Genomic DNA, 24,924 nt, shown 5'->3' with positions numbered 1-24,924 from the left:
AAACAGTGTGTTCCGCACTGTTTTAACGTATTTAACAATAGCGGAATTCATCTCCCATGAATCATTTTGAGCTGTTCTTATTACCCGAAGCACTCGATATAGATTTAGCAGCTTTAAAAAAACAGTTTTTAAGTTTGCAACAGCAATATCATCCAGACAAGACCAGTGATAAAGATCAAGCTTTGATCAAGTCCAGTGACATCAATCAAGCGTATAAAGTGTTATCACATGTTGATAGCCGCGCTGCGTATTTGCTTGGCTTAAAAAAACAAGATCATCATCTTGATCAATCCATCAATGATTTTGAGTTCTTGCAATCTGCACTGGAAATGCGTGAGCAACTCGATGAAGCAACATCGACAGATCAACTCCACACCTTAAAAATAGATATTCAACAGTGGATTGATAGCTTAGTGCGCGAGTTTAAAATCGATTACGCAGAAGAAGACTGGGCTGAAGCACGCGATACCGTACGTAAGCTACGTTTCTTCCAACGCGTTATGAATGATATTGATAAAGCTGAAGATCGCATGTTCGATGCAGAAGATAGCTTCGATTTAGACGATGATTTTTAGTCCGCTTTAACCGATTATTTTCAAGGGATAACTCACGCATGGCACTTTTGCAAATTGCTGAACCTGGTCAATCTACTGCCCCGCATCAGCACCGTATTGCGATTGGCATTGACTTAGGGACAACCCACTCTTTAGTGGCGACAGTGCTATCGGGAAAACCGAAAGTTCTACAAGATGAAAAAAATAGAGTGTTATTACCTTCTATTGTTCATTATGCAAAGGATACAACAACGTTTGGTTATGAAGCCAAGCCATTTATGATGACCGATCCAAAGCACACGATCGTTTCTGTTAAACGATTTATGGGCCGTTCACAATCCGATATTAAATTCCAACATCCTTACACACTTGTTGGTGCTGAAAATGAAATGCCAGCATTTGAAACACCTGCGGGCCGTAAAACCCCTGTTGAGATTTCTGCTGAGATTTTACAAAAGCTCAAAGAACGTGCGGAAGCAAGCCTAAATAATCCAGTCAATGGTGCGGTCATTACTGTTCCTGCTTATTTCGATGAAGCACAACGTCAAGCAACACGTGATGCAGCCCAACTTGCAGGGTTAAATGTATTACGCTTGTTGAATGAGCCAACTGCTGCTGCGGTTGCTTACGGTCTTGACCAAGAAACCAATCTGAGCACAGATCGTAACTACGTCATTTATGATTTAGGTGGCGGTACATTTGACGTGTCTATTTTGCGTTTTTCGCAAGGTGTATTTGAAGTATTGGCAACTGGTGGACACACTGCGCTTGGCGGTGATGATCTAGACCGTCTCATCGTGAAATGGGCCAAGAAACAACTCAATATTGAGACACTCAATGATGAAGAATATGCCGTTTTTATTGTTGCCGCTCGCCAAGCAAAAGAATATTTAACAGATCACGAATCTGCTGAATTAAAACTATTAGATGACCGCCTGACGCTAGACCGCACAACTTTTGAATCAATCATTCAAGTTGCACTCGATAAAACCATAAGCGTATGTAAGCGCGTTTTACGTGATGCAAAACTTAAATTAGACGATATTGAAAATGTAGTCTTAGTTGGTGGTTCAACACGCTCTTATGCTGTTAAAAAAGCAGTCGCTGAATTATTTGAACGTGAACCATTGTGTACGATAAATCCAGATGAAGTCGTTGCAATTGGTGCATCGATTACAGCTAATCAACTGATTGGAAATAGTCAGGACGGCTCGCTACTTCTCGATGTAACCCCACTTTCGCTTGGCTTAGAAACCATGGGTGGCTTAGTTGAACGCTTAATCTCACGTAACACTGCGATTCCAGTGGCTCGTCGTCAAGAGTTCACGACCTATCAAGATGGTCAAACAGCAATGTTGATTCATGTGGTTCAAGGCGAGCGTGATTTGGTAGAACACTGTCGTTCATTAGGACGTTTTGTTTTACATGGCATTCCACCGATGACTGCTGGACAAGCTCGCATTGAGGTGACGTTCCAAGTGGATGCTGATGGACTTCTCACGGTATCCGCAAAAGAAACGACTTCTGGCGTTCAAGCTAAAATCGACATCAAACCATCTTATGGTTTGTCATCAACGGATACTGAACGCTTACTTATCGAAGGTTTCCAACATGCTGAGGAAGATAAACAACTTCGTCATTTGCAAGAAACCAAAGTTGAAGCACAGCGTGAGCTAGAAGCTTTAGAACAGGCTTTAAAAGCAGATACGGATTTATTAACGCAGCAACAAGCGCGTGATCTAATCCTCGCAGCCGAAGCCTTGAAAGTTCGCCTTGAAACCAATGAACTCGAAGCGATCGAAAATGCTGTTCAACAACTTAAAATTCATAGTGATGCATTCGCTGCACTTCGTATGAACCGACATATTGACCATGCCTTAAAGGGTACAAAACTTGAAGATTGGTCAAACTCAAACTAACGGTATAGGTGATCAATATGCCACGTATTAAAGTGCTCCCTCACGCTCAAATCTGCCCTGAAGGTGCTGAATTTGAAGTCGAACACAATGCCAATTTATGCAAGAGCTTACTCAAGCAAGGTATTAAAATTGAGCATGCTTGTGATATGTCAAGTGCTTGTACGACTTGCCACGTCGTTGTTCGTAAAGGTTTTGATAGCCTTGAAGAAATGGATGATGTAGAAGCCGATTTGCTCGATCGTGCATGGGGTCTTGAGCCAGATTCACGCCTATCTTGCCAAGTAGTCATCGTTGATGAAGATTTAGAAATTGAGATTCCTAAATACACCATCAACCATGCTTCGGAAAATCATTAAGTTTATTGCTTAATGATTTAAAAAAATCCTCTTTTAATCAATTTAAAAGAGGATTTTTTATTCTGTAATGAAAAATAAAATATGATCGTTTAGTGCTTATTGCTTAACTTCATCATCTAATGTGAGCTTCGGAACACCCTGCGCATTGGTAATTTTTTGATGCGTCTGAATGCGCTCAATCATGGTTTCTAAAATCTCAACCAACTCAGGATATTCATAGTTTTGGACTTCCTCTAGGTTCAAGACCAAATGGAAACCCTTATAATCATAATCGAACCATTTTTGTGTATCAGATTTCTTGCCTGTAAACTTCTCCATCACTTGCCAAGTTTTAACAGGTCCTTGAATCCCTTTTAAGTAGATCGGAACTTTAGGCACGCACAAAAATTCACTTTTGATGAGTTGATGTGTGTCATCGGCAATGAGTATCTCGTCCACTTCTGCGGCAGATTGTAATCGTGATGCTAAATTCACATCGCGCCCGACGATGGTATATGCCATACGATGCGATGCGCCATAATTGCCTACGTGACAATAGCCCGTACTAATTCCCATGCGGATATGCAGCGCTGGATAGCCCATTTTCTTCCACCGCTCACGCAACAGTTTCATTTGTTGACGCATCGCAATTGCCATTTCCACACAAGATTTTGCATCTTGTTCTGTACCCTGCGAGTTTGGATCTCCAAAGAAAATGAGAATGGCATCTCCCATAAACTTATCGACAGTCGCTTCATATTGTTTTGCGATTTCAGTCATATGACTCAAATAGTCATTGAGTAAAAAAGCCAAATCATCTGGAATAAGCGTTTCAGATAGCTCAGTAAAACCTTGTATATCAGAGAAGAAAATGGTGAGTTTTTTACGCTTGTATTCAATTTTTGCTTCAGCTTCACCGCGCATAATCGACTGCCACAGTTGTAATGGCGCGTAGCGACTTAACTGATTTGCAAAAGCAATATAGCGGGTCATTTGATTATGGTAATGCTGGCGTTGTTGACCCAAGACACTCAATCGACGATGCTGGTAATAATTTCCAATGACGATAAAGACCATTAAACCCAGCAAACTCACCACGGTCAGTTCTGGATTGGTCGGCTCAAAATATTGTTCCGCTCCAAATATAAAAAAGGTACTAAAATAAAATGTAATGACACCGATAAGTCCGATCAGACAAGCAATCGGTAAAGAAATTCTATTGTTCAATCCAACATATAATAAGGCAAAAATAATAACAAAGGTTGGAACTAAACTTAGATGAAGTGCAGCGAGAACGATGGAGACGATGATCGCCTCATTGGCGAAATACACATTTTTTTCAGTTTTTTTATCGTATTTATATTGCAGCCATTTTTCGAGTCGTGGACAAAATAAAAAATAAATCAATAATAAAGGGAGGATATAAAGTTGATAGTTAGCACTCGATGAGGTAAATGTATAAATTACCAAAATTAGTGACAGAATCGAATATCCCATCAAACGATGAAAGTAAGCGAACTGTCTAGGTTCTTTATCAATCAACCTGTCTAGCGACACTCTATCCTCCTTTCTTATTATAGAATACTATTTTTCTTCTATTTTTTAGATCAGTCCATGCGCCAATCGAATGGCATATCGCCTTGTCCACGTAGTGCAAGCATCAATGTTTGGCGCATATGCGCGAGTACATCATTGCTATAAGGGACTGCTGGATTTCCCCATACTGGTTTAGGCCATGCAACATCGTTTTGATAACGTACAACATGATGAAAATGCAATTGAGGTACAACATTGCCTAACGCGGCAACATTCATTTTATCCGCACGGAATACACGCGAAAGTTGGCTAGATAACCAGCTTGATTCACGCAAAAACTGTTCCTGATCTGCTTGGCTGAGTTCATATAACTCTGTAATTCCTGGTACGCGTGGCACAAGAATTAACCAAGGAAATTGCATATCATTCATTAAACGACATGTTGAAAGCGGGAAATCGCCTACAAAAAATGTATCTTGAGCAAGTTGGGGATGCAAACTAAACATATCTTTATAAATGATGCAGAATAATGATGATCAATACTACCACATCAGTTCTGATGTGAATATTCTAAGTAGGCTATTTGATTACAAATAACAATGATTTTCCTCATTTATTGCATAAGGTTTTAATCCAAGAAATCTGCTTAGCCTACAAAAAAACAAACTTGATCAATTAACCAACAAATCATGATTTGATTCTAGCTATTCATTTCATTTAATAATTTATTCAATAAATCCATAATGAACTGAATACGCTTATCATATTCAGCAAGCTGCACCATAATTTTCAGGCGTTGACCACCTTCCATCCGATAATAAGTTGGATTTTTCTGCATTAATTGAATAATGCTGACCGCTTGTACTGGGGTATCAGGTGAAAATTCAACATAGCCCCCATTGCTATTGATATCAACTTTAGTAATTCCAAGTTGTTCCGCGCTCAAACGGACTTGATGAACACTAAAGAGTTGTTTAACAGGTTGTGGTGGAATGCCAAAACGATCAATTAACTCCATGCGGATATTATCCAGCTTTTCCTGTGTATCCGTATTACTAATGCGTTTATAGAACAGTAAGCGTTGATGCACATCCCCTAAATAGTCATCTGGGATGAGCGCTGGCATATGCAGATTAATCTCAGCGGTCAAGGACAACGGTGCATCAAAGTTTGGCGTTTTACCTTTCTGAATCGCTTTGGTCGCTTTTTCTAGCATTTCCATATACAAACTATATCCAATGGCATGCATTGAACCACTTTGCTGTTCACCGAGAAGTTCACCCGCACCGCGGATTTCCAAATCCTCTGTCGCCAGCATAAAACCCGCACCCAAAGTTGAGGCACGCTGAATCGCATCCAGACGTTTTTCTGCATCGCCTTTTAAGTGCTTCAACGAAGGCACAAGCAAATAAGCATAAGCCTGATGATGCGAACGACCAACACGCCCTCTTAGTTGGTGTAGCTGCGCCAAACCTAACTTATCAGCACGCTCAATAATAATCGTATTGGCATTTGGAACATCAATCCCTGTTTCAATAATCGTCGAGCAAACTAAAACGTTATATTCTTTGTGATAAAACTGCTGCATCACTTGCTCAAGTTCACGCTCGCGCATCTGTCCATGTGCAACGGCGACTCGTGCTTCGGGTACTAAAGTACGTATGGTTTCTGCGGCTCGCTCAATACTTTCCACTTCATTGTGCAGAAGATAGACCTGACCACCACGTAACAACTCACGTAAAATTGCTTCTTTGATCGAGTCATCGGTATGTTCTTGTACAAAAGTTTTGACTGCTAGGCGACGTGCCGGAGGTGTGGCAATAATTGACAAATCACGCATACCAGAGAAAGCCATGTTAAGCGTTCGAGGAATAGGCGTTGCCGTTAAAGTCAGCATATCAACATCAGCACGTAAAGCTTTGATTCGCTCTTTGTCTCGAACACCAAAACGGTGTTCTTCATCCACAATCATCAAACCTAGATTATTAAATTGGATATTTTCTTGTAGAATCTTATGTGTTCCCACCACGATATCGACTTTACCATCCGCCAAATCTTCGATGATTTTTAAGTGAGTTTTGTTACTGCCAAAACGAGATAAAACCTCAATTCTGACGGCGGTATCGGCAAAGCGATCCTTAAATGATTCAAAATGCTGTTGTGCCAATAAAGTCGTTGGTACAAGTACAGCAACTTGTTTGCCATTTTGAACAGCAACAAAGGCCGCTCGCATCGCGACTTCAGTTTTACCAAAACCGACATCACCGCACACCAGCCGATCCATCGGTTTAGCCAGTTGCATATCATGCAATGTGGCATCAATGGCATTGGCTTGATCCAAGGTCTCTTCGTAGGCAAAACCACTGGAAAATTGCATATACGCCATTTGATCTAGCTCAAATGCAAAGCCCGGTTTAGCTTGACGACGAGCCTGAATATGTAACAACTCAGCAGCTACATCATGAATCTGCTCTAAAGCTTTGCGTTTGGCTTTGCTCCACGTATCTGTACCAATTTTATGTAAAGGTGCAAGATCTGGATCACCACCGCTATAACGACTGATTAAATGTAAATTGGTGACGGGTACATAAATTTTTGCACTATCGGCATAATCAAGTTGTAAGAACTCATGATCCTGTCGATCAATTTCAAGTGTAATTAATCCTGCATAACGCCCCACACCATGATCAATATGTACAACAGGCGCGCCAATATTTAACTCAGTCAAACTACGAACTAAAAATTCTTCAGAAACTTCTTGTTGACGCTTACGGCGACGTTGTACGACACGGTGTTCGTATAACTGATTTTCTGAAATAACAGTCAGTTGATCCGTTAACAATAACCCACGATCCAAAGGTGCATTGGTAATCGCAACACGTAATTTTTCTTTTTGGAATTGAGCAAAACTGTCTACGGTCGTAATCTCACCCAAGGCAGAACGTAAGGCATCTTTTAAGGTTTCACGACGACCCGCACTTTCAGCCACCAATAAAACAGGATGATTACTTTGATCTACATAGCGTTTGACGGCTTCAAAGGGCTGCTCTTTTTTTGGTTCAACTGCAAGTTGAGTAGGTTGCTCAGCTGCTAAGTTGAGTACGCCAGCTTTGTTCTCAAAAGCAGCAGCAGACGCAATAATGCGTGGAAGTTGATTCAATGCCTGTAAAACATGGTTTGGCATCAAAAATAATTCTTCAGGTGGAAGAATCGGTTGATCAATATTGTGACGACGATCTTCGTAACGGCGTACGACTTCTTTCCAAAAGTTGATTAACTCATCTTCAATTTCATTATTTGTAATGACAATGCAATTCTTTGGTAAGTACGTCATTAACATACTTTGTGCTTCCATTGTCTTTTTATCAAAAAACAATGGTAGGTAGAACTCCAATCCTGGCGTTGCAATCCCCTCTAGTACATCTTGATAAATGGGATTTTTCTTCGGATTAGCCGTCGGAAAACTTTCCGCATAACGATCTCTAAAAGTAGAGCGCCCTTCTTTTAAAGGAAATTCTTTTGCAGGTAAAACTGTGAAGTTTTTTAAAGATTCTGTTGTTCTTTGGGTTTCAGGATCAAAGAATTTTAGGCTTTCAATTTCATCATCGAATAGATCTATTCGAATCGGTTGTTCTTGTCCAGACGCAAAAATATCCATGATGCTGCCTCGAACAGCAAACTCACCATGGTCATAGACAGTATCGACTAAACGATAACCCGCCTGTACCAGTTGCTTCTTTTGCACCTCTAAATCTAGTTTTTGTCCCACTTTTATATCAAAGTGTTCACCGACCACCCATGAATAAGGCGCGACACGTTGTGCTAAGGTACTGGCTGATACAAGTAAAATGCCTTTTTGTGGCATGTTGGATAAAATCGCCAATCGTTCTGAAACAATATCCTGATGCGGAGACAATCGGTCATAGGGTAAAATTTCCCAGTCTGGGAAAATGATTGGTTTTATGCCATAAAATTCGAGTTCACTTTCTAACTGCGCAAGATGCTGATTATTCCTCGTTACAATCACATATAGATTCGAACTTTGGATCGCGATTTCTTTAAATAATAGTGCTGCCGAAGACCCAAGTAGTGAACCAATCCAGCGTTTTTCGCCAGCTTTGAGTTGTTGTAGATTTAATTGAGAAATTTCTTGCTGAAACATAGAGAAAATCGTGCAATTTATAATGACAAGTGGCTTATTTTAGCATGATGTTTTTTTAGCGTAAGTGAATTTTCGGACTTTCATTCACTAGATTTAAAATTGCTTAGGCTATTTTAGATATAATATGCTTGAGTGCATTAAATAGTACGGGTGGACAACCAATCTTTAATGATATTAATTTGCTGGTCTACTGCCACTGAAAGATGAGGTGAATTATTAACATTCCAAGTTTCATCACACCAGTCACATGCATCATATAAACCACTTATCCATTCTGGGTAGTACACAACCCTTTCCTCAAGATTTCTTGAAGCACTCAAAAAACTTGTTTCTATCTTGCTAAAAATTTGACACAACCTAAGAGGCTGTATAAGACCAATTTTATAGTGATATAAAACATCTAAAAAATACCGAGCAGTCAAAATTTCGGCTTCAAATGAATTAACTGAAAAATTAGGATCACCCTTCTGTATCAATTGAAGCAATATAGCCTCATGATCAATTGCGCCATCAAGAAGTTCAAAAAAATCTACATCGAAAATTTCATTATTTTCTATATATTTATTAATTTTTTTTAAGTTCACTCCTTTAGAATATTCGTCGTAATAGATTTCAATAAAAAGCTCTTTCAATTTCATGGAACTGTCTCTTTATCAGATATTCTAATGAATGTTAAGCCATCTTAATTTTATACATCAACATTGAAACCTAGATCGACATCACAAGCAGCCTGACCGCCACGAATTCCAAAATTATCTGCTGGAATTTCTCGAAGTATTATCATGATATGATCTTTGGGCACACCAAATGGCTCTAGATTATTGACAATCGTTTTATAAAGTAAACGTTTGGTTTCTAGAGAACGACCTACAAAACAATCAATAGTAATAAGTGTGAAAAATTCTGGTTTTTCCCTTTCAGGCGGACACTGAAAACGATGTGCATCATGCACGACTAAACGTAAATTTCGATCATTTGGCATAATTTTAAATGCTTCTCTTAAAGCAGAATGTACTGCCTCCATGATCCCAAGCTCGACTTCTATGGAATATTTCTGTCTAACTTCAATCACCACACTTGGCATTTTTTATTCTCCTGAAGATCTTTCACTAATAAATAATTTATATTTCCACTGTACTGATAAAAAATTACTGAATTTGATTAACTATATAATTCCAAAGCTATCAAATTTTAATTGAATCACAACAATTTTTTTATTTTTTAACAATAAAAAAGCACGCTCTAAAATATCTAGAGAATGCTTTTTTATCAATCATTATTGCGCGGCTAACTTCGCATTTGGGAAGAAACGCCCCTCTACTGAGTCATAACACCACTGGAAGATAAAAGTATAAACCAAGATACACATGGTCAAACCAAAATCTAAGATTAATGCATCAATGAAGCTCATATGCATCATATAGGCAATAATTGGAATTGTTGCGAGCATCAAACCGCCCTCAAAGCCAATCGCATGTAAAATACGGACTGGAATCGTTCTTTCCCACTGATATTTATATTCAACCTTTTCAAAATAATGGTTAAAAACCATATTCCAAAATACGGAAATCACAGCCATGATCGTACCTAAAACACCCGTAACTTCTAACGGCATGCTAAAAATAAAACTTAACGCAATTGCGATGATGACCAATAAAATCACTTCATAGACAATCGCATGAATGAGTCTTCTTTTGGAAATCAACATTTTTAAAACACTCTATTGTTTGGATACGGCTCATTTTATTTTTATAATGTTGATCAATCCAATCAGATTCTTTCAGTTTTTTTGATAGATGAGTATCTTTGAGCAATGAATATAAATCAAGAACAACTCCTCATGTTTCAAACCGTCATGGAAACAGGTTCATTTTCCGCCGCTGCCCGTAAATTAGGTAAAGTACCTTCAGCAGTGAGTATGTCGATTGCAAATCTAGAGATAGATCTCAATCTTAATTTATTTGATCGTATTGGACGCGAGCCAATCCCAACAGCAGAAGCAATCGTCCTCTACGAAAAAACACAACAACTTTTGATTGAAATGAATCAATGGAAACAGCATGCCTATGCACTTAGTACAGGATTAGAATCGACTTTAAATATTGTCGTCGTGTCAGAGCTATTACATACTAATTGGACAGATTACATCACGCTACTTGAGCAACAGTTCCCTAGCCTTGCGATTAACATTGTTTCTGCTCCGCAAGAAGATGCACTGCAAATGTTGCTCGACCAATCGGCAAAATTAGCTCTAATGTTTGAACGAGAACATTTAGACAGTCGTGAACAGTTTGTTGAACTAAAACGAGAAGCTTTAGTTCCTGTAATTGCTGAAAATCATCCTTTGGCACAACTTGAGCAAGTGTCATTCGAACAAATGGTACAGACACGCCAAATCGTTGTTGCAAGTCGTGATAAGAACATCAAACCTGAACTACTCTTTTCCAAAGACTATTGGCGTACTGACAACCATCATTCCGCTTGTATGATGATTGTCCGAAATCTAGGTTGGGGCGTTCTGCCTTTAGAAATGTTTAATGAAAATCCTGAATTAAAAAAGAAGCTGAAAATTTTGAAGCTATATGATTTTAGTCCAAAATTTGAATACTACGTTGATCTCGTTTGGAGTCGTGAAAGTGAGTTAGGCGCTGCCGCACGGTTTCTAATTGAGCATATCCGGAATCAACGTCAACAAATGAAATAACTTGCTCAACAGACCCTCAACATTTCTCTAAAATGCGGTGCTTTGCTTTGCTGTGGATTGTGTTATAAATGAAGTTACCCATAATATTGTTTAAGAAAGAACGTTATATCAATGACTCAAACCGCATTAGACCAATTAAAGAATTTAACGACTGTTGTCGCAGATAGTAGTGATCTGGAAGCAATTGAAAAATTTCGTCCATTAGACGCAACAACAAATCCATCACTGATTACTGCGGCGGCTGAACAGCCAGAAAGCAAAGAACTGATTGAAGATGCTTATGCACAAGCAAAACAAGAAGGTTATCAAAGTGATGCGTTAATTGAACGTACCATTGATATTTTAACAGTCAAATTTGGCGTTGAAATTTTAAAATTAATTGATGGTCGTGTTTCAACTGAGGTTGATGCCTTACTGTCTTATGATACAGAAGCAACGATTGCTAAAGCACGTGAACTTTCCAAACTCTATAAGGAATATGGAATTGAACAATCACGTATCCTCATTAAAATTGCTTCAACTTGGGAAGGCATTCAAGCCGCTAAGGTGCTTGAAGCCGAAGGAATTCCGTGTAACCTGACTTTATTGTTTGGCTTACATCAAGCACAAGCTTGTGCTGATGCAAAAGTGACTTTGATCTCACCTTTCGTAGGTCGTATTTTAGATTGGTATAAAAAAGCCGAAGGCGTGGATCAATATCCTATCGAAAAAGATCCTGGTGTCTTATCGGTTAAGAAAATTTATAACTACTACAAACAACATGGCATCTCAACTCAAGTCATGGGAGCGAGTTTCCGCAGCACAGCCCAAGTGCTTGGCTTAGCAGGTTGTGATTTATTGACCATTGCTCCAAATCTATTAAATCAATTAGAACAAGATCAACATATTGTTGAAGCTCAACTCTCTACGACTTCAGCACAACAGGCTGAAAAAATCGAACGTACCGCTCAAACCAAAGAAAGTTTTAAAGCCGAACTCGAACATGATTTAATGGCATTTCAGCTCCTCCAAGGTGGCATTGATGGCTTTATTAAAGCGCGAAACCAATTGAGTTTGTTACTCCGTCAATCTTTTGGTATTGATGCTGAAATCACCCCATAATTAGCTGATTTTTCACCTATTAAAAACCGATTTTTGCTATATTAGTGAAAATCGGTTTTTTAAGAGTTCAGTGTGTTCGGTATCACAGATTTAACCACATATATTATTGGTACAATCTTAATCATTTTATTACCGGGCCCGAACTCCGTCTATGTGATGTCTGTTGCCTCACGCTATGGAATACGTACAGGTTACGCTGCTGCTTGTGGCGTATTTACTGGCGATTTTATTTTAATTATTTGTACTGTTTTAGGTGCGGCATCTTTATTAAAAGCGTTCCCGATTCTGTTTGTTATTCTCAAAATAACAGGCGCTTGTTATCTCGCTTATTTGGGTTTCAAATTGCTACAAAGTGCTTATCAAACGTGGAAGAAACCGCCACAACACGCAGAAATGGCTGATTTACCGCAATTAGATAAAGTGCATCCCTATCGAACCGCGCTTAGCATTAGTTTATTGAACCCCAAAGCAATTCTATTTTTCCTATCGTTCTTTGTGCAATTCGTTGAGCCAAATTATCCCTATCCAATGTTGAGTTTCTTGGTACTGGCATTGATTTTACAAATCGTCAGCTTTAGTTATCTAACTGCACTTATTTTTTCAGGCATAAAATTAGCTGGTTTTTTCAAGCATAATTATAAACTCGCGGCAGGTGGTGTATTTTTGGTCGGGATTTTATTCTTCGGCTTTGGCTTAAGGCTCGCAACTTCAACCTTGTCCTGATCTAGAATTTACGGCAAGAAAGTAGCTCATGATGTTTCATCCCCATCTGTTTTAACCGAATCATCAATTTATTCAATCATCTTTGAACTACGATTTAAGCCATATTAACGATATACTTTTCAACAAATTTTAATCAAGTATAGATGCATATAATGCAACGCCTAATTCAAGATTTTTCGATCCCTGCGGTATTTGCTGGCTTTATCACCTTTTTGATTGGTATTAGTGTTTCGGCTGTTCTCGTCATTCAAGGTGCTCAATCTTTAGGTGCGAACACGGCACAAATCAGTTCATGGTTCTGGGCTCTCGGTTTAGCGATTGGACTTTCAGGTTTAATCCTCTCTTGGAAATATAAATATCCTGTTGCTACTGCATGGTCGACCCCCGGTATCGCACTCATCATTGCCTCTACAGGACATTATGATCTTTATGAAGCCATCGGTGCGTTTGTCATCTGCGGGATTGCAATTGCAATTGTTGGATTTTCAGGTGTTTTTCAAAGGTTATTGGCACATATCCCAACCAGTCTAACCTGTGCCATGCTTGCAGGGATTCTATTAAAGTTTGGTATTCAAATCTTTAGTAGTCTAGAAAGCCATCTAGGTTTTATTCTCAGTATGTTGGCGATTTATCTTGTCTCTAAGCGCTTATTTCAACGCTATAGCATTGTATTGACTGTGCTTTTAGGTGCAGCGATTTGCCCCCTGTTTATTGATTTTCAACTCCAACCGATTACATGGTCTTTGACTCAACCTGTATGGATGCAACCCGCATTTTCATGGTCTGCCGTTCTTGGTTTAGCACTTCCATTATTTGTGATCAATATGACTTCACAAAATTTACCCGGCATCGCCATGATTAAAAGCTATGGTTATCACCCTCACGTCAATCAACTCGTGGGCTGGACAGGTGTTGCGCATACCATTTTTGCACCTTTTGGCTGTTTTTCGGTAAATTTAGCCGCGATTAGTGCAGCAGTGAGTTTAGATGATCAAGTTCATCCCGATCCAAGCAAACGCTATATTGCGGGAATCAGTTGCGGTATATTTTATATTTTCATGGGGCTTTTTGCGGCGACTTTAGTCAGCCTACTCATGTCATTTCCACAAATCTTTATTGTGGCACTTGCTGGCATTGCATTATTTGCCACCATTAGCCATAACATTGCAGTTGCTTTTTCCAACGTAGAAGAACGTGAAGCTGCATTACTGACCTTTTTGTGTAGTGCTTCTGGTGTACAGTTTCTTGGTGTCGGTTCTGCATTTTGGGGACTTATTCTGGGCCTTTTTGTCTTAATATTATTTAGATTTAAAAATAAGCCTTAGTCAAAACTAAGGCTTATGCTGTCCAGAGGATAAATCTTTAAGGTTATTTATCTTCTAACTCTTTTTGGGTTTCTTCATCATTTAAAATTCGCCCAGCCTGCTTTGGTCGAAGCAGTGGTTCTGTAGGTCGTGGATGTGCATGGGTGTATTGTAAACCAGCCCCAGCATAAACATCATCTGCGGCTATTTCTGTTTCAAAACGCTCATCATCACGATCACGGATTTCATTGCTAATACGTTTCACTTCATCCTGATCAACACCTAACTCTTTTAAAATCACCCCACCAAACTTAATGGCTGATTCAAAGGTTTCACGGACCATATAATCGACTTTCTGTTTGACCAAATACAACGAATGTTCACGGTCATAAGATCTCACAAGTAGTTTTGCAAGTGGAAATTCATGCCCCACCAATTCGACGATTTTATTGGTTGTTGCCTTACTATCCACACACACCACAATAGCTTGTGCATTTTTAGCACCCGAGGCATGTAAAATATCTAAACGTGCACCATCGCCATAATAGATTTTAAAACCAAATTTCTCTGCGTTTTGAATCATATCAATATCGTTGTCAATAATAGTGACATCAACGCCTCTGGCTAATAATAACTGACTGGCAACCTGACCAAAACGACCAAATCCAATCATCAAGACGCTACCACTTAGACCTTCTGCAATATTGACGTTTTCCAGAGAAATCGTATCTTTTTTCTCTGTAAATCGTTTGAAAATAATACCAAAAATAGGCGTGAGTACCATTGAAAGTACCACAATCGCGGTAAGGTTTGACCTAATTGTATTATCAATGACTTGAGCACTGACGGCCGCAGCAAATAGTACAAACGCAAACTCACCACCTTGAGCCATGAGTAAAGCACGATCCAAAGCATCGATATGAGAACTTTTCGTGACACGCGCAACGATATAAATCATCAGTGCTTTTACAAACATCATGGCTAAAACGCCACTAATGATGAGCTGCCAATTCTGTGCGACGACAGATAAGTCCAGCGACATCCCTACACCGAGGAAAAAGAGCCCCAGTAACAACCCTCGGAACGGCTCAATATCTGCCTCAATTTGATGTCGAAAAGTTGATTCGGATAAAAGTACACCCGCGAGAAAAGCACCCATCGCCATAGATAAGCCACTCACTTGCATCAACAATGCCGCGCCCAATACCACCAAAAGCGCTGCGGCTGTCATCACTTCTCTTGCTTTTGCTGCCGCCAAGAGTCTAAATAACGGATTGAGTAACCAATAACCTGCTGCAATAAGACCAGCTATCGCAATCAAACCAATACCAATGGTTTCTAATCGTGCTGAAGTTGTTTCCACCACATGATTGGGTGCCATAAATGCAATTATGGCCAATAATGGAACGATGAGCAGATCTTCAAATAATAATATGGAAACAACCTTTTGCCCCCGCGGTTGAGCAATGTCACCGCGATCACCAAGCAATTGCATTACGATGGCGGTTGAGGTCAGTACAAAACCTGCTGCTGCAATAAAAGCAATTTGCCATGTAAATCCAAATAGAATGCCCACGCCAGTTAAAGCCAAAGCACTCACTATGATTTGCAAGGTTCCCAAACCAAAGATTTCTCGCCTTAGACTCCACAAATGTGAGGGTTGCATTTCCAGACCAATCACGAAGAGATACATCACAATCCCCAACTCAGCGATATGCAAGATGGATGTGGATTCATGAAAAAATGCAAAACCAAATGGCCCAATAATCAAACCAGCAATGAGATAACCTAATACCGAACCCAGTCCGATGCGTTTAAAAATGGGCACAGCTATCACTGCCGCAGCCAATAAAACGACGGGAGCAATTAAACTTATTGAATCAGCTTCTGAACTCATACTGTTCTCATTGTTATCAATTTGATTTCATTCTATTTGAAAGAATAAAAGACGGATAGCGCATTTATAGGATAATGCATCCTATTTGTTGGCATAGACACCCACCAATGTTCTTAGTCGGTTGCATTCTTATCCCAAAAAGCTTGGCGTATTTGTGGCATCGCATTCAAATGATTGATGATGTGTTGTGCCTCCTCTGCCTCGATTGAGGTAGCAATCAACGTCACTTCTATCTCCACTTCTTTTTCACCAAATGGCGTAACATCAATGTCTTTAGCCGGGTAATTATGATGTTTAAGCGTCGAATTTAGTTCATCCATCACCACTTTACTATGACTGCGGTCACAAACAATATAGATCACATGCAGCACTTCCGTTTCATCATCCAATGGGCGACGATCAATTGCATGCACGATGGGTCTCAACAACGTATTTGCTGCCAAGATAAATAATGTCGCCAAGATTGCTTCTATGATTAGGTCTGAACCCGCAGAAGCTCCCACAGCTGCCGAACACCATAAAGTTGCGGCTGTGTTTAATCCATGGATGTTTCCTTCTTGACGCATAATCACACCTGCACCCAAAAAGCCGATACCGGATACCACGTAAGCAATCACTCGAACTGCCCCATCTGCACCAGTTAAATTGATTGCAATATCGACAAAGATTGCAGCACCCACAGCAACCAGCACATTGGTTCTTAATCCTGCGGTCCGTTGGCGATATTGTCTTTCAAAACCGATGAGTGCGCCCAAAATAAAGGCAACGCTGAGACTAATTAGCGTATCAACGGTATTGATCAAATCAATATTTTGTAGAAATTTTAATTGCATTAGATGCCTCTAATCATTATTGCCAGCCTTAACGGCGGGTATACATATTTTTTGCCTATTGTGTTAGACACATATAGGCAATCCAAATAATGGGTAAATATAGAAAACTTAGATGATAAAGAAATGAATTGTTATGGTGATGCAGGGGTAAAACTTAGCCCGAATCCAAACCATTGCTGTCGGAAATCATGGAGACGGTCACCAAAAGAGGCTGCTAAAGTTAAGACATTGGGAATAAGACTGTAATGCACAGCCGTTTGAAAGAGTGGCGCTTGACGATCTTGATTATAAGTTTCAACACTTAAAGCTAGACGGTCCGTTAGGGCATAATTTGTGGCAATACTCCACCGCAATAACCGTGCATGATCTTGAGCATATTGATATCCCAAGTTACTATGCAGCGCTAAACGTTGATCTAGAAAATTAAAACTTACAGGTACATTTAAAAACCAATCCAAATCAGTACGCTGTTCAGCCTGATCGTCTCTAGACAGCGTCAAACTGGTTGCAATACCCCAATCATTTTCCATCGGTTTTACGACAGTTTTTACTTGTGCTGAAAAACCGCGTACCTGATCAAGCTCTTTAGTCGCATGATAGCCAATTGAAACTTCTAAATTCTGATTTAGATTACAGGCAGGTGTGACTTGATATGACCATGCACCGTCTTTTAAATATAAATAAGATGTTTCTAATTGACAGCGATGAGCGTCTGTAATTGAAGCATCGTCGGTATTTAATAATGGATCTGCTTTGCTCTTTTGAGTAGGCAGCAATAATCCACACAGCGCCAATATACTGATAACACCGTAACATTGAATGGAAGCATGAAAAAACATAGGCTTCTCCCCATTTTAGGTGAGAAACTAAACAGGTCGTATTCAAATACAATAAATTTTTGCTGATAGGTAAAAATTTTATAGCGGGGTTAATACAATTTTCAATCAAAGCTATCTCATTGCAAGATAGCCGACCTAAAAGGCTATATTGCTCAGTATTCGCTTTGGTTTAATTGATAACTAAACCCGAACCTCGAACAACTTCCCATTTAGGATCTCCGTTGAATAAACTCATCGGCATTATAGGGCGTGTTAATGTATAAACAAGCCCTATCATGTGAATTTTTTATGACAACGTAAAAAATTGAGTCTTAAACCGTTCTAAATTAAAGCTCTTTCACTACAACTGTTTTTGCCATTTTGTCGTGCCAGCCTTGCTTTTTCGGATCGAACGCCACCCAAATTAAACCAATAAACAAAACTAAAGTTGCTGGGAAATAACCGATATAACGAATGATACCTTGACCAACAGACACCTGTTCACCCGTTTTCTCATCCAGCACTTTTAAACGTAATAAACGTTTGCCGGGTGTTCCTGCGAATTTGACCCAGCAAAATATATAAAAAACGGCTGTTAGGATTTGCCAGATCCAATCCCATGTTGACATGAACTGAAATGAAGAAACGCCATCTGATGAGACCATGGTATCACCACCACCAAAAAGCATGGTAAGTGGAATCAAAGCGATAATAATAATGATCGTATCTAGAATCGCTGCACCAAAACGAATCCAAAAACCTGCATACTCATATTTATGAGACATTTTCCCCTCACTTTTTATTTCTATATTAAAATTAAAGACAAATACTGATAAATAATAAACTGTTGATGCAATAAATCATATTACCTTTTGTTTTAATTCACGGTCAAAAAACTCGACTGTACGCTGCCAAACCAATGCTGACTCAGGACGATCTCGACTAACTGTACGAAAACCATGTGGCATCGGATAAGTATAAGCTTCGACACGATCACCCAATTGTTGAATGAGTTTATTTCTTTTTCGAGCAGGACAGAATGGATCGAATTGCTCTGACCAATGACCTTGTAAAACACGAATTTCATCCAAAGATTCTGTTTTTGGTATACCCGCTCCTTCAATCCCCAAAGAATGATGATAAACAACAGGTGCTAACATATCTTCACGCTTCGCCATTTGGATCACATATCCACCTGTTAAACACTGCCCTAACATACCTAAACGACCATTTGATCTTGGATCAACTTTTAACGCATCTAACAACACATGAATTTCTTTATTGACATCACTGTCCGCTGCATTGCTACGACCTGCTTTGGCCACCATTGCTCGAATGCAATATTTGACTGCGCCGCCACTATATAAGTTCGGCACATAAACCAAATAGCCTCGATTTGCTAAATCTTGCGCATCTTCACGATAAGCATCAATCACACCATATAATTCATGCAGTAACAAAATTGCAGGTACTTTATCAGTCGTTTCGGCTGGCGCATAAATCTCAACCTCGATCTGTCGAGTTGGTAATGTGATTGTTTTTATTTCCATTTTCTAATGTCTATATTGATTAATTCTCAATCATATTATTTATGACAATAATAGTTGTCAAATAAAAGAATAAATTAGTCGATCTCAATATATTAACAAGCACAAACTGTTTACATAATCCAAAAGTTATTTGATTACATTAGCATTACGAACACTCATAAACTCATAATAAGGTATGCCATCACTAGCTACAAAAGTTTGTTTGCTATCATGTATTTTATAAAGATCTGCATCTGCATAATCACCACATAAAACCGCAATTTTATAAAATGAAAATGCACTACTAAAACATAACTGGAAAAATGCGATGCCAAAAAATACTCCCTTCTATTGATGTAAACTAATATTTAGCTTCTCATCAACCATACTATTTAACATCGCATACCCTTTAACTCGTAATTCGGCGTGTAACTTTTAGTGCCTGTGCTAGCAACTCTTTGACTTTAGCTGTGTCCTGTGCCATTTCATACTCAGAAGCTAACTTGCGTAATACAGTAGCCTGCAAATATGGATCTGAAATACGATTAGCTAGTTTTTCTGTACGCTTTAAAAGCGCTAAAGCTTCTGCTTGCTGTTTTTGGCGATACATATTTTTAGCAATACGAATAAATCCCTCAGCTTGATGATAAGGATCAGCAATCCGCTCTGCCATTTTTATCCCATCTTTAAATTGATAGCTCTGTCCCCAATTACGTGCAATTTCACTGCGAACAGCGAAAGTAGCTTCACTATCAGGTAACTGCTCAGCAATTACCACAGCACGCTGTAATGCTTTTGCTGCACGCTCACGCTGACCTTTTTCAGCTTGCTCCCCACCAAGCATCGCTAAAGCTTGAGCTTGCTGTAAAGGGCTTTTAATTTGATCAATCAAATCCCAAACTTGGTCAAAAACAGCAAGCGCTTTGTCTTTATGCTTAATATCCATAAAGTGAGCGCCAGCTTCATTAAAATGTAGAGCTCGCTCATAAGGATCAGTTAAGGTCTGTGCGATACCATAAGCTTCATACACCATACCCACACCATCCAAAGGATTGAGAAAGCGATAGCTCGCTCCTGTACCGGACAAAAGCTCAGCACGTAACTCTAAATCATCAACGCTATGTGCACGTCGATCACACTCAGCCAGTAACTGGCGAGTCAGTTCAGGTTGATTAGCTTTTGCTGCCTTATTGGCAAGCTTCCATGCTGTTTTAACCCATATTTCGGTATCCGAGACTTGATTTAACACTTGCATTGCCAAATCAAAATCACCATTAGATGCGATCTCATTGGCAGTATGCCCCATCACATATTGCTGGACATAAGGCTGTTGAATGGCTTTAGCTAGAACCTTTGACTCTTGCAATAATTGGGCAGCCAACTGCGTCTCACCCAATGTTTGATATAGGTTCGAAAGCTGGGCCAATAAACTTGATTTTTGATAAGGCTGTGCTGTCGTGCGAATATCCGCAGCCAGTGCCTGATTTAATCGAAGATCTTCATGTGCTAAAACAGGCAAACTCAAAACCAGACCAAAACCGCTCAACACCAAAGGTAATACCTTTTTGTTAAAAAACATTAAAACTTCCTCTTTAAAATCAAAAAAGATTTTGCTTGCTATCGAGCAAACAAAAGACCACTTAAAACTTCCCCTCTAATGTTAGGAAATACGATCGTCCTGAACGCTCTTCCTCTTGCTCAAAAAATATGATTTTTCCTGCTGCATCATATGTTGTACGTGGGCGATTTTTTTCAATTTCAAGTAAGTTAATTCCACTGAGTCGAAGACGAAAATCTTTATTCAGTTGATGTGTCAAATATGCATCCAAATAATGCGATGGCTCTTGACGCTGAACTCGGGCATTACCATTTGAAAGATCGTGCTTCTCAAGTGAACCAACACGGTTATAATTAAAGCCTAATGTGGTACGCCATGGTCTATATTCATAATCCAAGCCAGCATTAAGAATATATTTCGGCTGCTCATTTACACGGCGTGAACGCAGAGTAGTCCGATCTTGTGTCGATGAATCTAGTAATGACAGATTGCCACGTAAGGTCAGACCTGTTAAACCAAAATGATCCATTTTACGTGAGCCATCCAGCTCAACACCCCACATTTTGGCGGAATCAACATTTACAGGAAGCTCCTCAAAGCGCTGTTGCGCAGCATTCAGTATCGTCTGCTTTTCAATCAGATTAGATAAATTCCTGTAAAAAAGATTAGCGGTAAGTACACCTTGCTTTTGGAAGAAATAATGCTCAACACTTGTTTCAACACCCCACGCAGTTTCAGGTTTAAGATTAGGATTCCCTACTTTATCTGGGCTATCTAAGCTACCGTCTTTTTGCTCCGAAAAAGGTACTAAGTCATCATATTTCGGACGACGAATACTCCGCGACACACTAGCTCGCCAATTCGTTTGCTCTGTGAGCTTATGTAGCAAATGTACTGATGGATTTAGATGCACATGCCGTTCTAAGTCACTTGTGTTTCTATCAAAAATGGCTTGACCTGAAACAGACTCAACACGTAGCCCTGATGTTAGAATTGTCTGATCGGTCCAAAGATATTCATCTTGCAAATAAACGCTGAATTTATCTTCATCAATTTTCGCACGTTGCATCGTGAGATCAGCCTTATCATCTTTCTTCCATGCTTGCTTGTTTTTCTCCCACTTTGAACCTGTCCACTCAATACCCAATTCAAGCGCATGATTAACATCCCATGCCCATAAACCTTTCCAACCGAGTAGAGAAGATGACTCGTCAATTGATTCATGCGAGCCAGACGCAAATTTTAACAATGCTCTTGCATCAGCCTGCTTTCCCTTACTATCGTTTTGGTCTTTTTTCTCATTCTTACGCTGAATTTGTGCATCTATCTGGTGCTTAATACCATCATCAGGCTCATAGCTCCAACTCACATCTGTACCGAGATAGCGACGCTCTTTTTGGGCATTCATAAACTCTCGATCACTCAAATCTGCCTTCTTTAAACGATCACGATCTTTATTCTCGTTGGACACATTAAGCTTTGGATGCACTAATAAGCGTTGCTGATCATTAACCTGCCAATCCAAGCGGGCAGATAAGGCATATTCATCATGCTCGCGTACCTCTAGATCCTGCTCACGATTTCTAAGCGTAGTGCGAGTTTCATCCGTGTAATCCTTACGGTCTTTTTCTCTAATGCCATAACGATTTTGCACACTTGCAGTCAGTAAGTAACCAACATCACCCACCCGATCACCTAAATTAATATTCAAGCTTCCAGCTTTTCCATCATTCGGTGCATCAGGCATTAAGCCACCAGTAATTTTAAAACTTCGTTTTAATTGATCTGGAGTTTTTTTAAGGACAATATTTACAGTACCAGCTACGCCCTGTGAATCCATACTTGCTGTGGTACTACGAATAATTTCAATACGCTCAACTTGACTAGCAGGAATTTGATCGATGGCGAAATCACGTCCATTTACAGGACGACCATCCAACATGATCTGTGTGTAATCTTTATGCAACCCGCGTAAACGAGCATCATTATTTTCACCTGGTGGTCCTCCAAAACTTATGCTAGGCATACGACGAATCACTTCCCCCATGCTTAAATCTGCAAATTTTTCCAGTTCTGCCTGCCCAACCACGATCTTGGCAGCCGATAGACTTTGGCGTTCACTTAACTCATCCAGCAAGCTTGCACGCACTTGAATTGTGGGAAGCTCACCAATTGTAATCACATTATTTTCAGCAAAAGCAGCATTTACACTCATTAGTGTTAGATAAATAAATCCTGATGTTGGAAGTGTCCGCATTTTAACCACAAAGTAGAATCATTATTATTATCATTATTAATTAAGAAAACACAAAAAACAATATTCTATACAAAAAAATATTGACAATTTTTAAAATACAATAATCAATTGATTTTTCAATTATTATTATGAATAAATACTTTCTGAAAAAGAGAAAAATCGTTATAGATTTGAACTAATACAATTTGAAGAAACTACCATTTACACTTAGAACTAAATCAAGTCAGGAAATTTGACCGCACCTTTTTATGTTTATGACGATTTCACTACTAAAAAAAGTGCAATCAAAAGTTTTAACACTCAATCGAATTGACTGCCAATCCACCTTTTGAGGTTTCTTTATACTTATCAGACATATCCTTACCAGTTTCTTTCATGGTTTGAATGACTTTATCCAGCGAAATATAATGCTCACCATCACCATGTAATGCCATCTGAGCAGCATTAATCGCTTTCACTGCTGCAATTGCATTTCGTTCAATACAAGGCACTTGTACCAAACCACCGACAGGGTCACAGGTCAGTCCTAAATTATGTTCTAGTCCAATTTCTGCAGCATGCTCAACTTGTTCAGGCGTACCAGCTAAAATTTCAGCCAATCCAGCCGATGCCATTGCGCAAGCTGAGCCCACCTCTCCTTGACAGCCTACCTCAGCACCAGAAATTGAGGCATTCAATTTACATAAAATACCGACGGCTGCTGCACTCAAGAAAAATCGAACGATGGTGTCTTCAGACTCATCTTTAGAAAAGTTGACATAATAAGACAATACTGCAGGAATAATTCCTGCTGCACCATTGGTCGGTGCGGTGACAACACGCCCACCCGCAGCATTTTCTTCATTAACTGCAAGTGCGTATAGATTCACCCATTCCATCGCATTAAATGTGGTTGCAATCAAATTTTCATTTTCTTTTTTGAGTAAGCGTTGATGAATGTTTTTTGCGCGGCGTTTCACATTTAATCCACCAGCTAAAATCCCTTCATGCTGCAATCCATTTTGGATGCAGACTTGCATGACTTGCCAAATCTGCATAATTTTGGCACGTATTTCAGCTTCACTGCGCCAACTCTTTTCATTTTCCAACATCAAATGACTGATGCTACATTGATGAGTTTTGCACAACGCCAATAATTCTTTAGCACTCTGAAATGGATAAGGAACGACTGTATCATCCTCCATAAAACTCCCTTGATGAATGTGGCTTTCATCTATGATGAATCCCCCACCTATGGAGTAATACGTGTTTGCATAAAGTATATTTCCCTCAGCATCTTCGGTCTTTATCCTCATTGCATTCGGGTGATAAGGCAAAGCTTCATCTATAAAAATAATATCTTGGCGTGGATCAAAGTCGATCGCATGAATTGCATCTATTTTAAGCGTATTGGATTTAAACACCTGATCTAAAAGAACTTGGCTATGCGAAATATCAATAGTTTCAGGATCATTTCCCATCAAACCTAAAAGTGTGGCTTTGTCTGTGCCATGTCCTATTCCTGTAGAAGACAATGAACCGTATAAAAAAATCTGAACTTTCGCAACCTTGCTTAAAATATTTTGGGCTTTTAAGCTTTGAGTAAAACGATATGCTGCTCGCATGGGTGCAACGGTATGTGAACTCGAAGGCCCAACACCGATTTTAAAAAGATCAAAGACGCTCAATGTCATATATTATTATCCTCCTATATC

21 protein-coding genes are annotated in these 24,924 nt (G+C 39.4%); 7 read left to right on the top strand and 14 right to left on the bottom strand.

What is annotated here, in order from left to right; genetic code table 11:
- The first annotated feature begins 56 nt into the window (after window positions 1-56).
- From hscB to fdx, 3 genes are read left to right on the top strand one after another with little or no spacing between them, the layout of a single operon-like run.
- Window positions 57-575 (top strand): Fe-S protein assembly co-chaperone HscB, encoded by a 519-nt coding sequence (gene hscB, locus MMO38_RS04030; RefSeq protein ID WP_004671593.1) that lies wholly within the window; start codon window positions 57-59, stop codon window positions 573-575.
- A gap of 38 nt (window positions 576-613) precedes the next feature.
- Window positions 614-2,473 (top strand): Fe-S protein assembly chaperone HscA, encoded by a 1,860-nt coding sequence (hscA, locus tag MMO38_RS04025; protein ID WP_241322646.1) that lies wholly within the window; start codon window positions 614-616, stop codon window positions 2,471-2,473.
- Between the two features lie 17 nt (window positions 2,474-2,490).
- Window positions 2,491-2,829 carry an ISC system 2Fe-2S type ferredoxin gene (gene fdx, locus MMO38_RS04020; protein WP_005197350.1) on the top strand — a complete coding sequence of 113 codons (339 nt, stop codon included), beginning with the start codon at window positions 2,491-2,493 and terminating at the stop codon, window positions 2,827-2,829.
- Window positions 2,830-2,925: 96 nt separating this feature from the next.
- Here the strand turns inward: fdx and MMO38_RS04015 are convergent, their stop codons facing one another.
- The 6 genes from MMO38_RS04015 to aceI all read right to left on the bottom strand — a co-directional run bounded on the left by MMO38_RS04015 (window position 2,926) and on the right by aceI (window position 10,214).
- A complete protein-coding gene (locus MMO38_RS04015) occupies window positions 2,926-4,365 on the bottom strand; it encodes an adenylate/guanylate cyclase domain-containing protein (RefSeq protein WP_005197351.1) in 1,440 nt (479 codons plus the stop codon).
- A 50-nt stretch (window positions 4,366-4,415) separates the two neighbouring features.
- Entirely contained in the window at window positions 4,416-4,850 is a 435-nt protein-coding gene (locus MMO38_RS04010; RefSeq protein ID WP_004671603.1) for an HIT domain-containing protein, read from the bottom strand.
- A 194-nt stretch (window positions 4,851-5,044) separates the two neighbouring features.
- Window positions 5,045-8,506, bottom strand: a complete 3,462-nt coding sequence (gene mfd, locus MMO38_RS04005; protein WP_241322645.1) for a transcription-repair coupling factor — start codon at window positions 8,504-8,506, stop codon at window positions 5,045-5,047.
- A gap of 137 nt (window positions 8,507-8,643) precedes the next feature.
- Window positions 8,644-9,144, bottom strand: a complete 501-nt coding sequence (locus tag MMO38_RS04000; RefSeq protein WP_241322644.1) for a hypothetical protein — start codon at window positions 9,142-9,144, stop codon at window positions 8,644-8,646.
- Between the two features lie 50 nt (window positions 9,145-9,194).
- Complete coding sequence (locus MMO38_RS03995; protein WP_241322643.1) at window positions 9,195-9,590, bottom strand: tautomerase family protein; 396 nt, start codon at window positions 9,588-9,590, stop codon at window positions 9,195-9,197.
- A gap of 192 nt (window positions 9,591-9,782) precedes the next feature.
- Entirely contained in the window at window positions 9,783-10,214 is a 432-nt protein-coding gene (gene aceI, locus MMO38_RS03990; protein WP_005196664.1) for a chlorhexidine efflux PACE transporter AceI, read from the bottom strand.
- A 105-nt stretch (window positions 10,215-10,319) separates the two neighbouring features.
- Between aceI and MMO38_RS03985 the strand changes: the two genes are divergently transcribed.
- The 4 genes from MMO38_RS03985 (at window position 10,320) to MMO38_RS03970 (ending at window position 14,359) form a co-directional block, all read left to right on the top strand.
- Entirely contained in the window at window positions 10,320-11,210 is an 891-nt protein-coding gene (locus MMO38_RS03985; RefSeq protein WP_241322642.1) for a LysR family transcriptional regulator, read from the top strand.
- 111 nt (window positions 11,211-11,321) lie between these two features.
- Window positions 11,322-12,311, top strand: coding sequence for a transaldolase (gene tal / locus MMO38_RS03980; protein ID WP_005196659.1), 990 nt, complete (start codon window positions 11,322-11,324; stop codon window positions 12,309-12,311).
- Window positions 12,312-12,383: 72 nt separating this feature from the next.
- Window positions 12,384-13,034, top strand: a complete 651-nt coding sequence (gene leuE / locus MMO38_RS03975) for a leucine efflux protein LeuE (protein WP_241322641.1) — start codon at window positions 12,384-12,386, stop codon at window positions 13,032-13,034.
- A gap of 152 nt (window positions 13,035-13,186) precedes the next feature.
- Window positions 13,187-14,359: a benzoate/H(+) symporter BenE family transporter gene (locus tag MMO38_RS03970; protein ID WP_241322640.1), complete on the top strand. Its 1,173-nt coding sequence runs from the start codon at window positions 13,187-13,189 to the stop codon at window positions 14,357-14,359.
- Between the two features lie 43 nt (window positions 14,360-14,402).
- Here the strand turns inward: MMO38_RS03970 and MMO38_RS03965 are convergent, their stop codons facing one another.
- The 8 genes from MMO38_RS03965 to MMO38_RS03930 form a co-directional block, all read right to left on the bottom strand.
- Window positions 14,403-16,235 carry a monovalent cation:proton antiporter-2 (CPA2) family protein gene (locus tag MMO38_RS03965; protein WP_004671618.1) on the bottom strand — a complete coding sequence of 611 codons (1,833 nt, stop codon included), beginning with the start codon at window positions 16,233-16,235 and terminating at the stop codon, window positions 14,403-14,405.
- 113 nt (window positions 16,236-16,348) lie between these two features.
- Window positions 16,349-17,068, bottom strand: coding sequence for an MgtC/SapB family protein (locus tag MMO38_RS03960; protein WP_241322639.1), 720 nt, complete (start codon window positions 17,066-17,068; stop codon window positions 16,349-16,351).
- Window positions 17,069-17,199: 131 nt separating this feature from the next.
- Window positions 17,200-17,907 (bottom strand): hypothetical protein, encoded by a 708-nt coding sequence (locus MMO38_RS03955; RefSeq protein ID WP_241322638.1) that lies wholly within the window; start codon window positions 17,905-17,907, stop codon window positions 17,200-17,202.
- Between the two features lie 326 nt (window positions 17,908-18,233).
- Window positions 18,234-18,671 carry an RDD family protein gene (locus tag MMO38_RS03950; RefSeq protein WP_241322637.1) on the bottom strand — a complete coding sequence of 146 codons (438 nt, stop codon included), beginning with the start codon at window positions 18,669-18,671 and terminating at the stop codon, window positions 18,234-18,236.
- A 75-nt stretch (window positions 18,672-18,746) separates the two neighbouring features.
- Window positions 18,747-19,436 (bottom strand): dienelactone hydrolase family protein, encoded by a 690-nt coding sequence (locus tag MMO38_RS03945; protein ID WP_241322636.1) that lies wholly within the window; start codon window positions 19,434-19,436, stop codon window positions 18,747-18,749.
- Between the two features lie 388 nt (window positions 19,437-19,824).
- A complete protein-coding gene (locus MMO38_RS03940; protein ID WP_241322635.1) occupies window positions 19,825-20,994 on the bottom strand; it encodes a hypothetical protein in 1,170 nt (389 codons plus the stop codon).
- 61 nt (window positions 20,995-21,055) lie between these two features.
- Complete coding sequence (locus tag MMO38_RS03935; RefSeq protein WP_005090064.1) at window positions 21,056-23,230, bottom strand: TonB-dependent receptor; 2,175 nt, start codon at window positions 23,228-23,230, stop codon at window positions 21,056-21,058.
- A gap of 293 nt (window positions 23,231-23,523) precedes the next feature.
- On the bottom strand, window positions 23,524-24,903 hold the full coding sequence (locus tag MMO38_RS03930) for an L-serine ammonia-lyase (RefSeq protein ID WP_241322634.1): 1,380 nt from the start codon (window positions 24,901-24,903) through the stop codon (window positions 23,524-23,526).
- Window positions 24,904-24,924 lie beyond the last annotated feature (21 nt).

It is taken from the genome of Acinetobacter sp. NIPH 1852 (genome assembly GCF_022549455.1).
GTDB lineage: Bacteria > Pseudomonadota > Gammaproteobacteria > Pseudomonadales > Moraxellaceae > Acinetobacter.
This window is presented reverse-complemented; position numbering and strand designations above follow the sequence as displayed.

Bases quoted from the DNA above. Each gene is read 5' to 3' on its own strand.
- hscB (WP_004671593.1), top strand. From the start codon at position 57: ATGAATCATTTTGAGCTGTTCTTATTACCCGAAGCACTCGATATAGAT.
- hscA (WP_241322646.1), top strand. From the start codon at position 614: ATGGCACTTTTGCAAATTGCTGAACCTGGTCAATCTACTGCCCCGCAT.
- fdx (WP_005197350.1), top strand. From the start codon at position 2,491: ATGCCACGTATTAAAGTGCTCCCTCACGCTCAAATCTGCCCTGAAGGT.
- MMO38_RS04010 (WP_004671603.1), bottom strand. From the start codon at position 4,850: ATGTTTAGTTTGCATCCCCAACTTGCTCAAGATACATTTTTTGTAGGC.
- mfd (WP_241322645.1), bottom strand. From the start codon at position 8,506: ATGTTTCAGCAAGAAATTTCTCAATTAAATCTACAACAACTCAAAGCT.
- MMO38_RS04000 (WP_241322644.1), bottom strand. From the start codon at position 9,144: ATGAAATTGAAAGAGCTTTTTATTGAAATCTATTACGACGAATATTCT.
- MMO38_RS03995 (WP_241322643.1), bottom strand. From the start codon at position 9,590: ATGCCAAGTGTGGTGATTGAAGTTAGACAGAAATATTCCATAGAAGTC.
- aceI (WP_005196664.1), bottom strand. From the start codon at position 10,214: ATGTTGATTTCCAAAAGAAGACTCATTCATGCGATTGTCTATGAAGTG.
- MMO38_RS03985 (WP_241322642.1), top strand. From the start codon at position 10,320: ATGAATATAAATCAAGAACAACTCCTCATGTTTCAAACCGTCATGGAA.
- tal (WP_005196659.1), top strand. From the start codon at position 11,322: ATGACTCAAACCGCATTAGACCAATTAAAGAATTTAACGACTGTTGTC.
- MMO38_RS03970 (WP_241322640.1), top strand. From the start codon at position 13,187: ATGCAACGCCTAATTCAAGATTTTTCGATCCCTGCGGTATTTGCTGGC.
- MMO38_RS03965 (WP_004671618.1), bottom strand. From the start codon at position 16,235: ATGAGTTCAGAAGCTGATTCAATAAGTTTAATTGCTCCCGTCGTTTTA.
- MMO38_RS03960 (WP_241322639.1), bottom strand. From the start codon at position 17,068: ATGCAATTAAAATTTCTACAAAATATTGATTTGATCAATACCGTTGAT.
- MMO38_RS03955 (WP_241322638.1), bottom strand. From the start codon at position 17,907: ATGTTTTTTCATGCTTCCATTCAATGTTACGGTGTTATCAGTATATTG.
- MMO38_RS03950 (WP_241322637.1), bottom strand. From the start codon at position 18,671: ATGTCTCATAAATATGAGTATGCAGGTTTTTGGATTCGTTTTGGTGCA.
- MMO38_RS03945 (WP_241322636.1), bottom strand. From the start codon at position 19,436: ATGGAAATAAAAACAATCACATTACCAACTCGACAGATCGAGGTTGAG.
- MMO38_RS03940 (WP_241322635.1), bottom strand. From the start codon at position 20,994: ATGTTTTTTAACAAAAAGGTATTACCTTTGGTGTTGAGCGGTTTTGGT.
- MMO38_RS03935 (WP_005090064.1), bottom strand. From the start codon at position 23,230: ATGCGGACACTTCCAACATCAGGATTTATTTATCTAACACTAATGAGT.
- MMO38_RS03930 (WP_241322634.1), bottom strand. From the start codon at position 24,903: ATGACATTGAGCGTCTTTGATCTTTTTAAAATCGGTGTTGGGCCTTCG.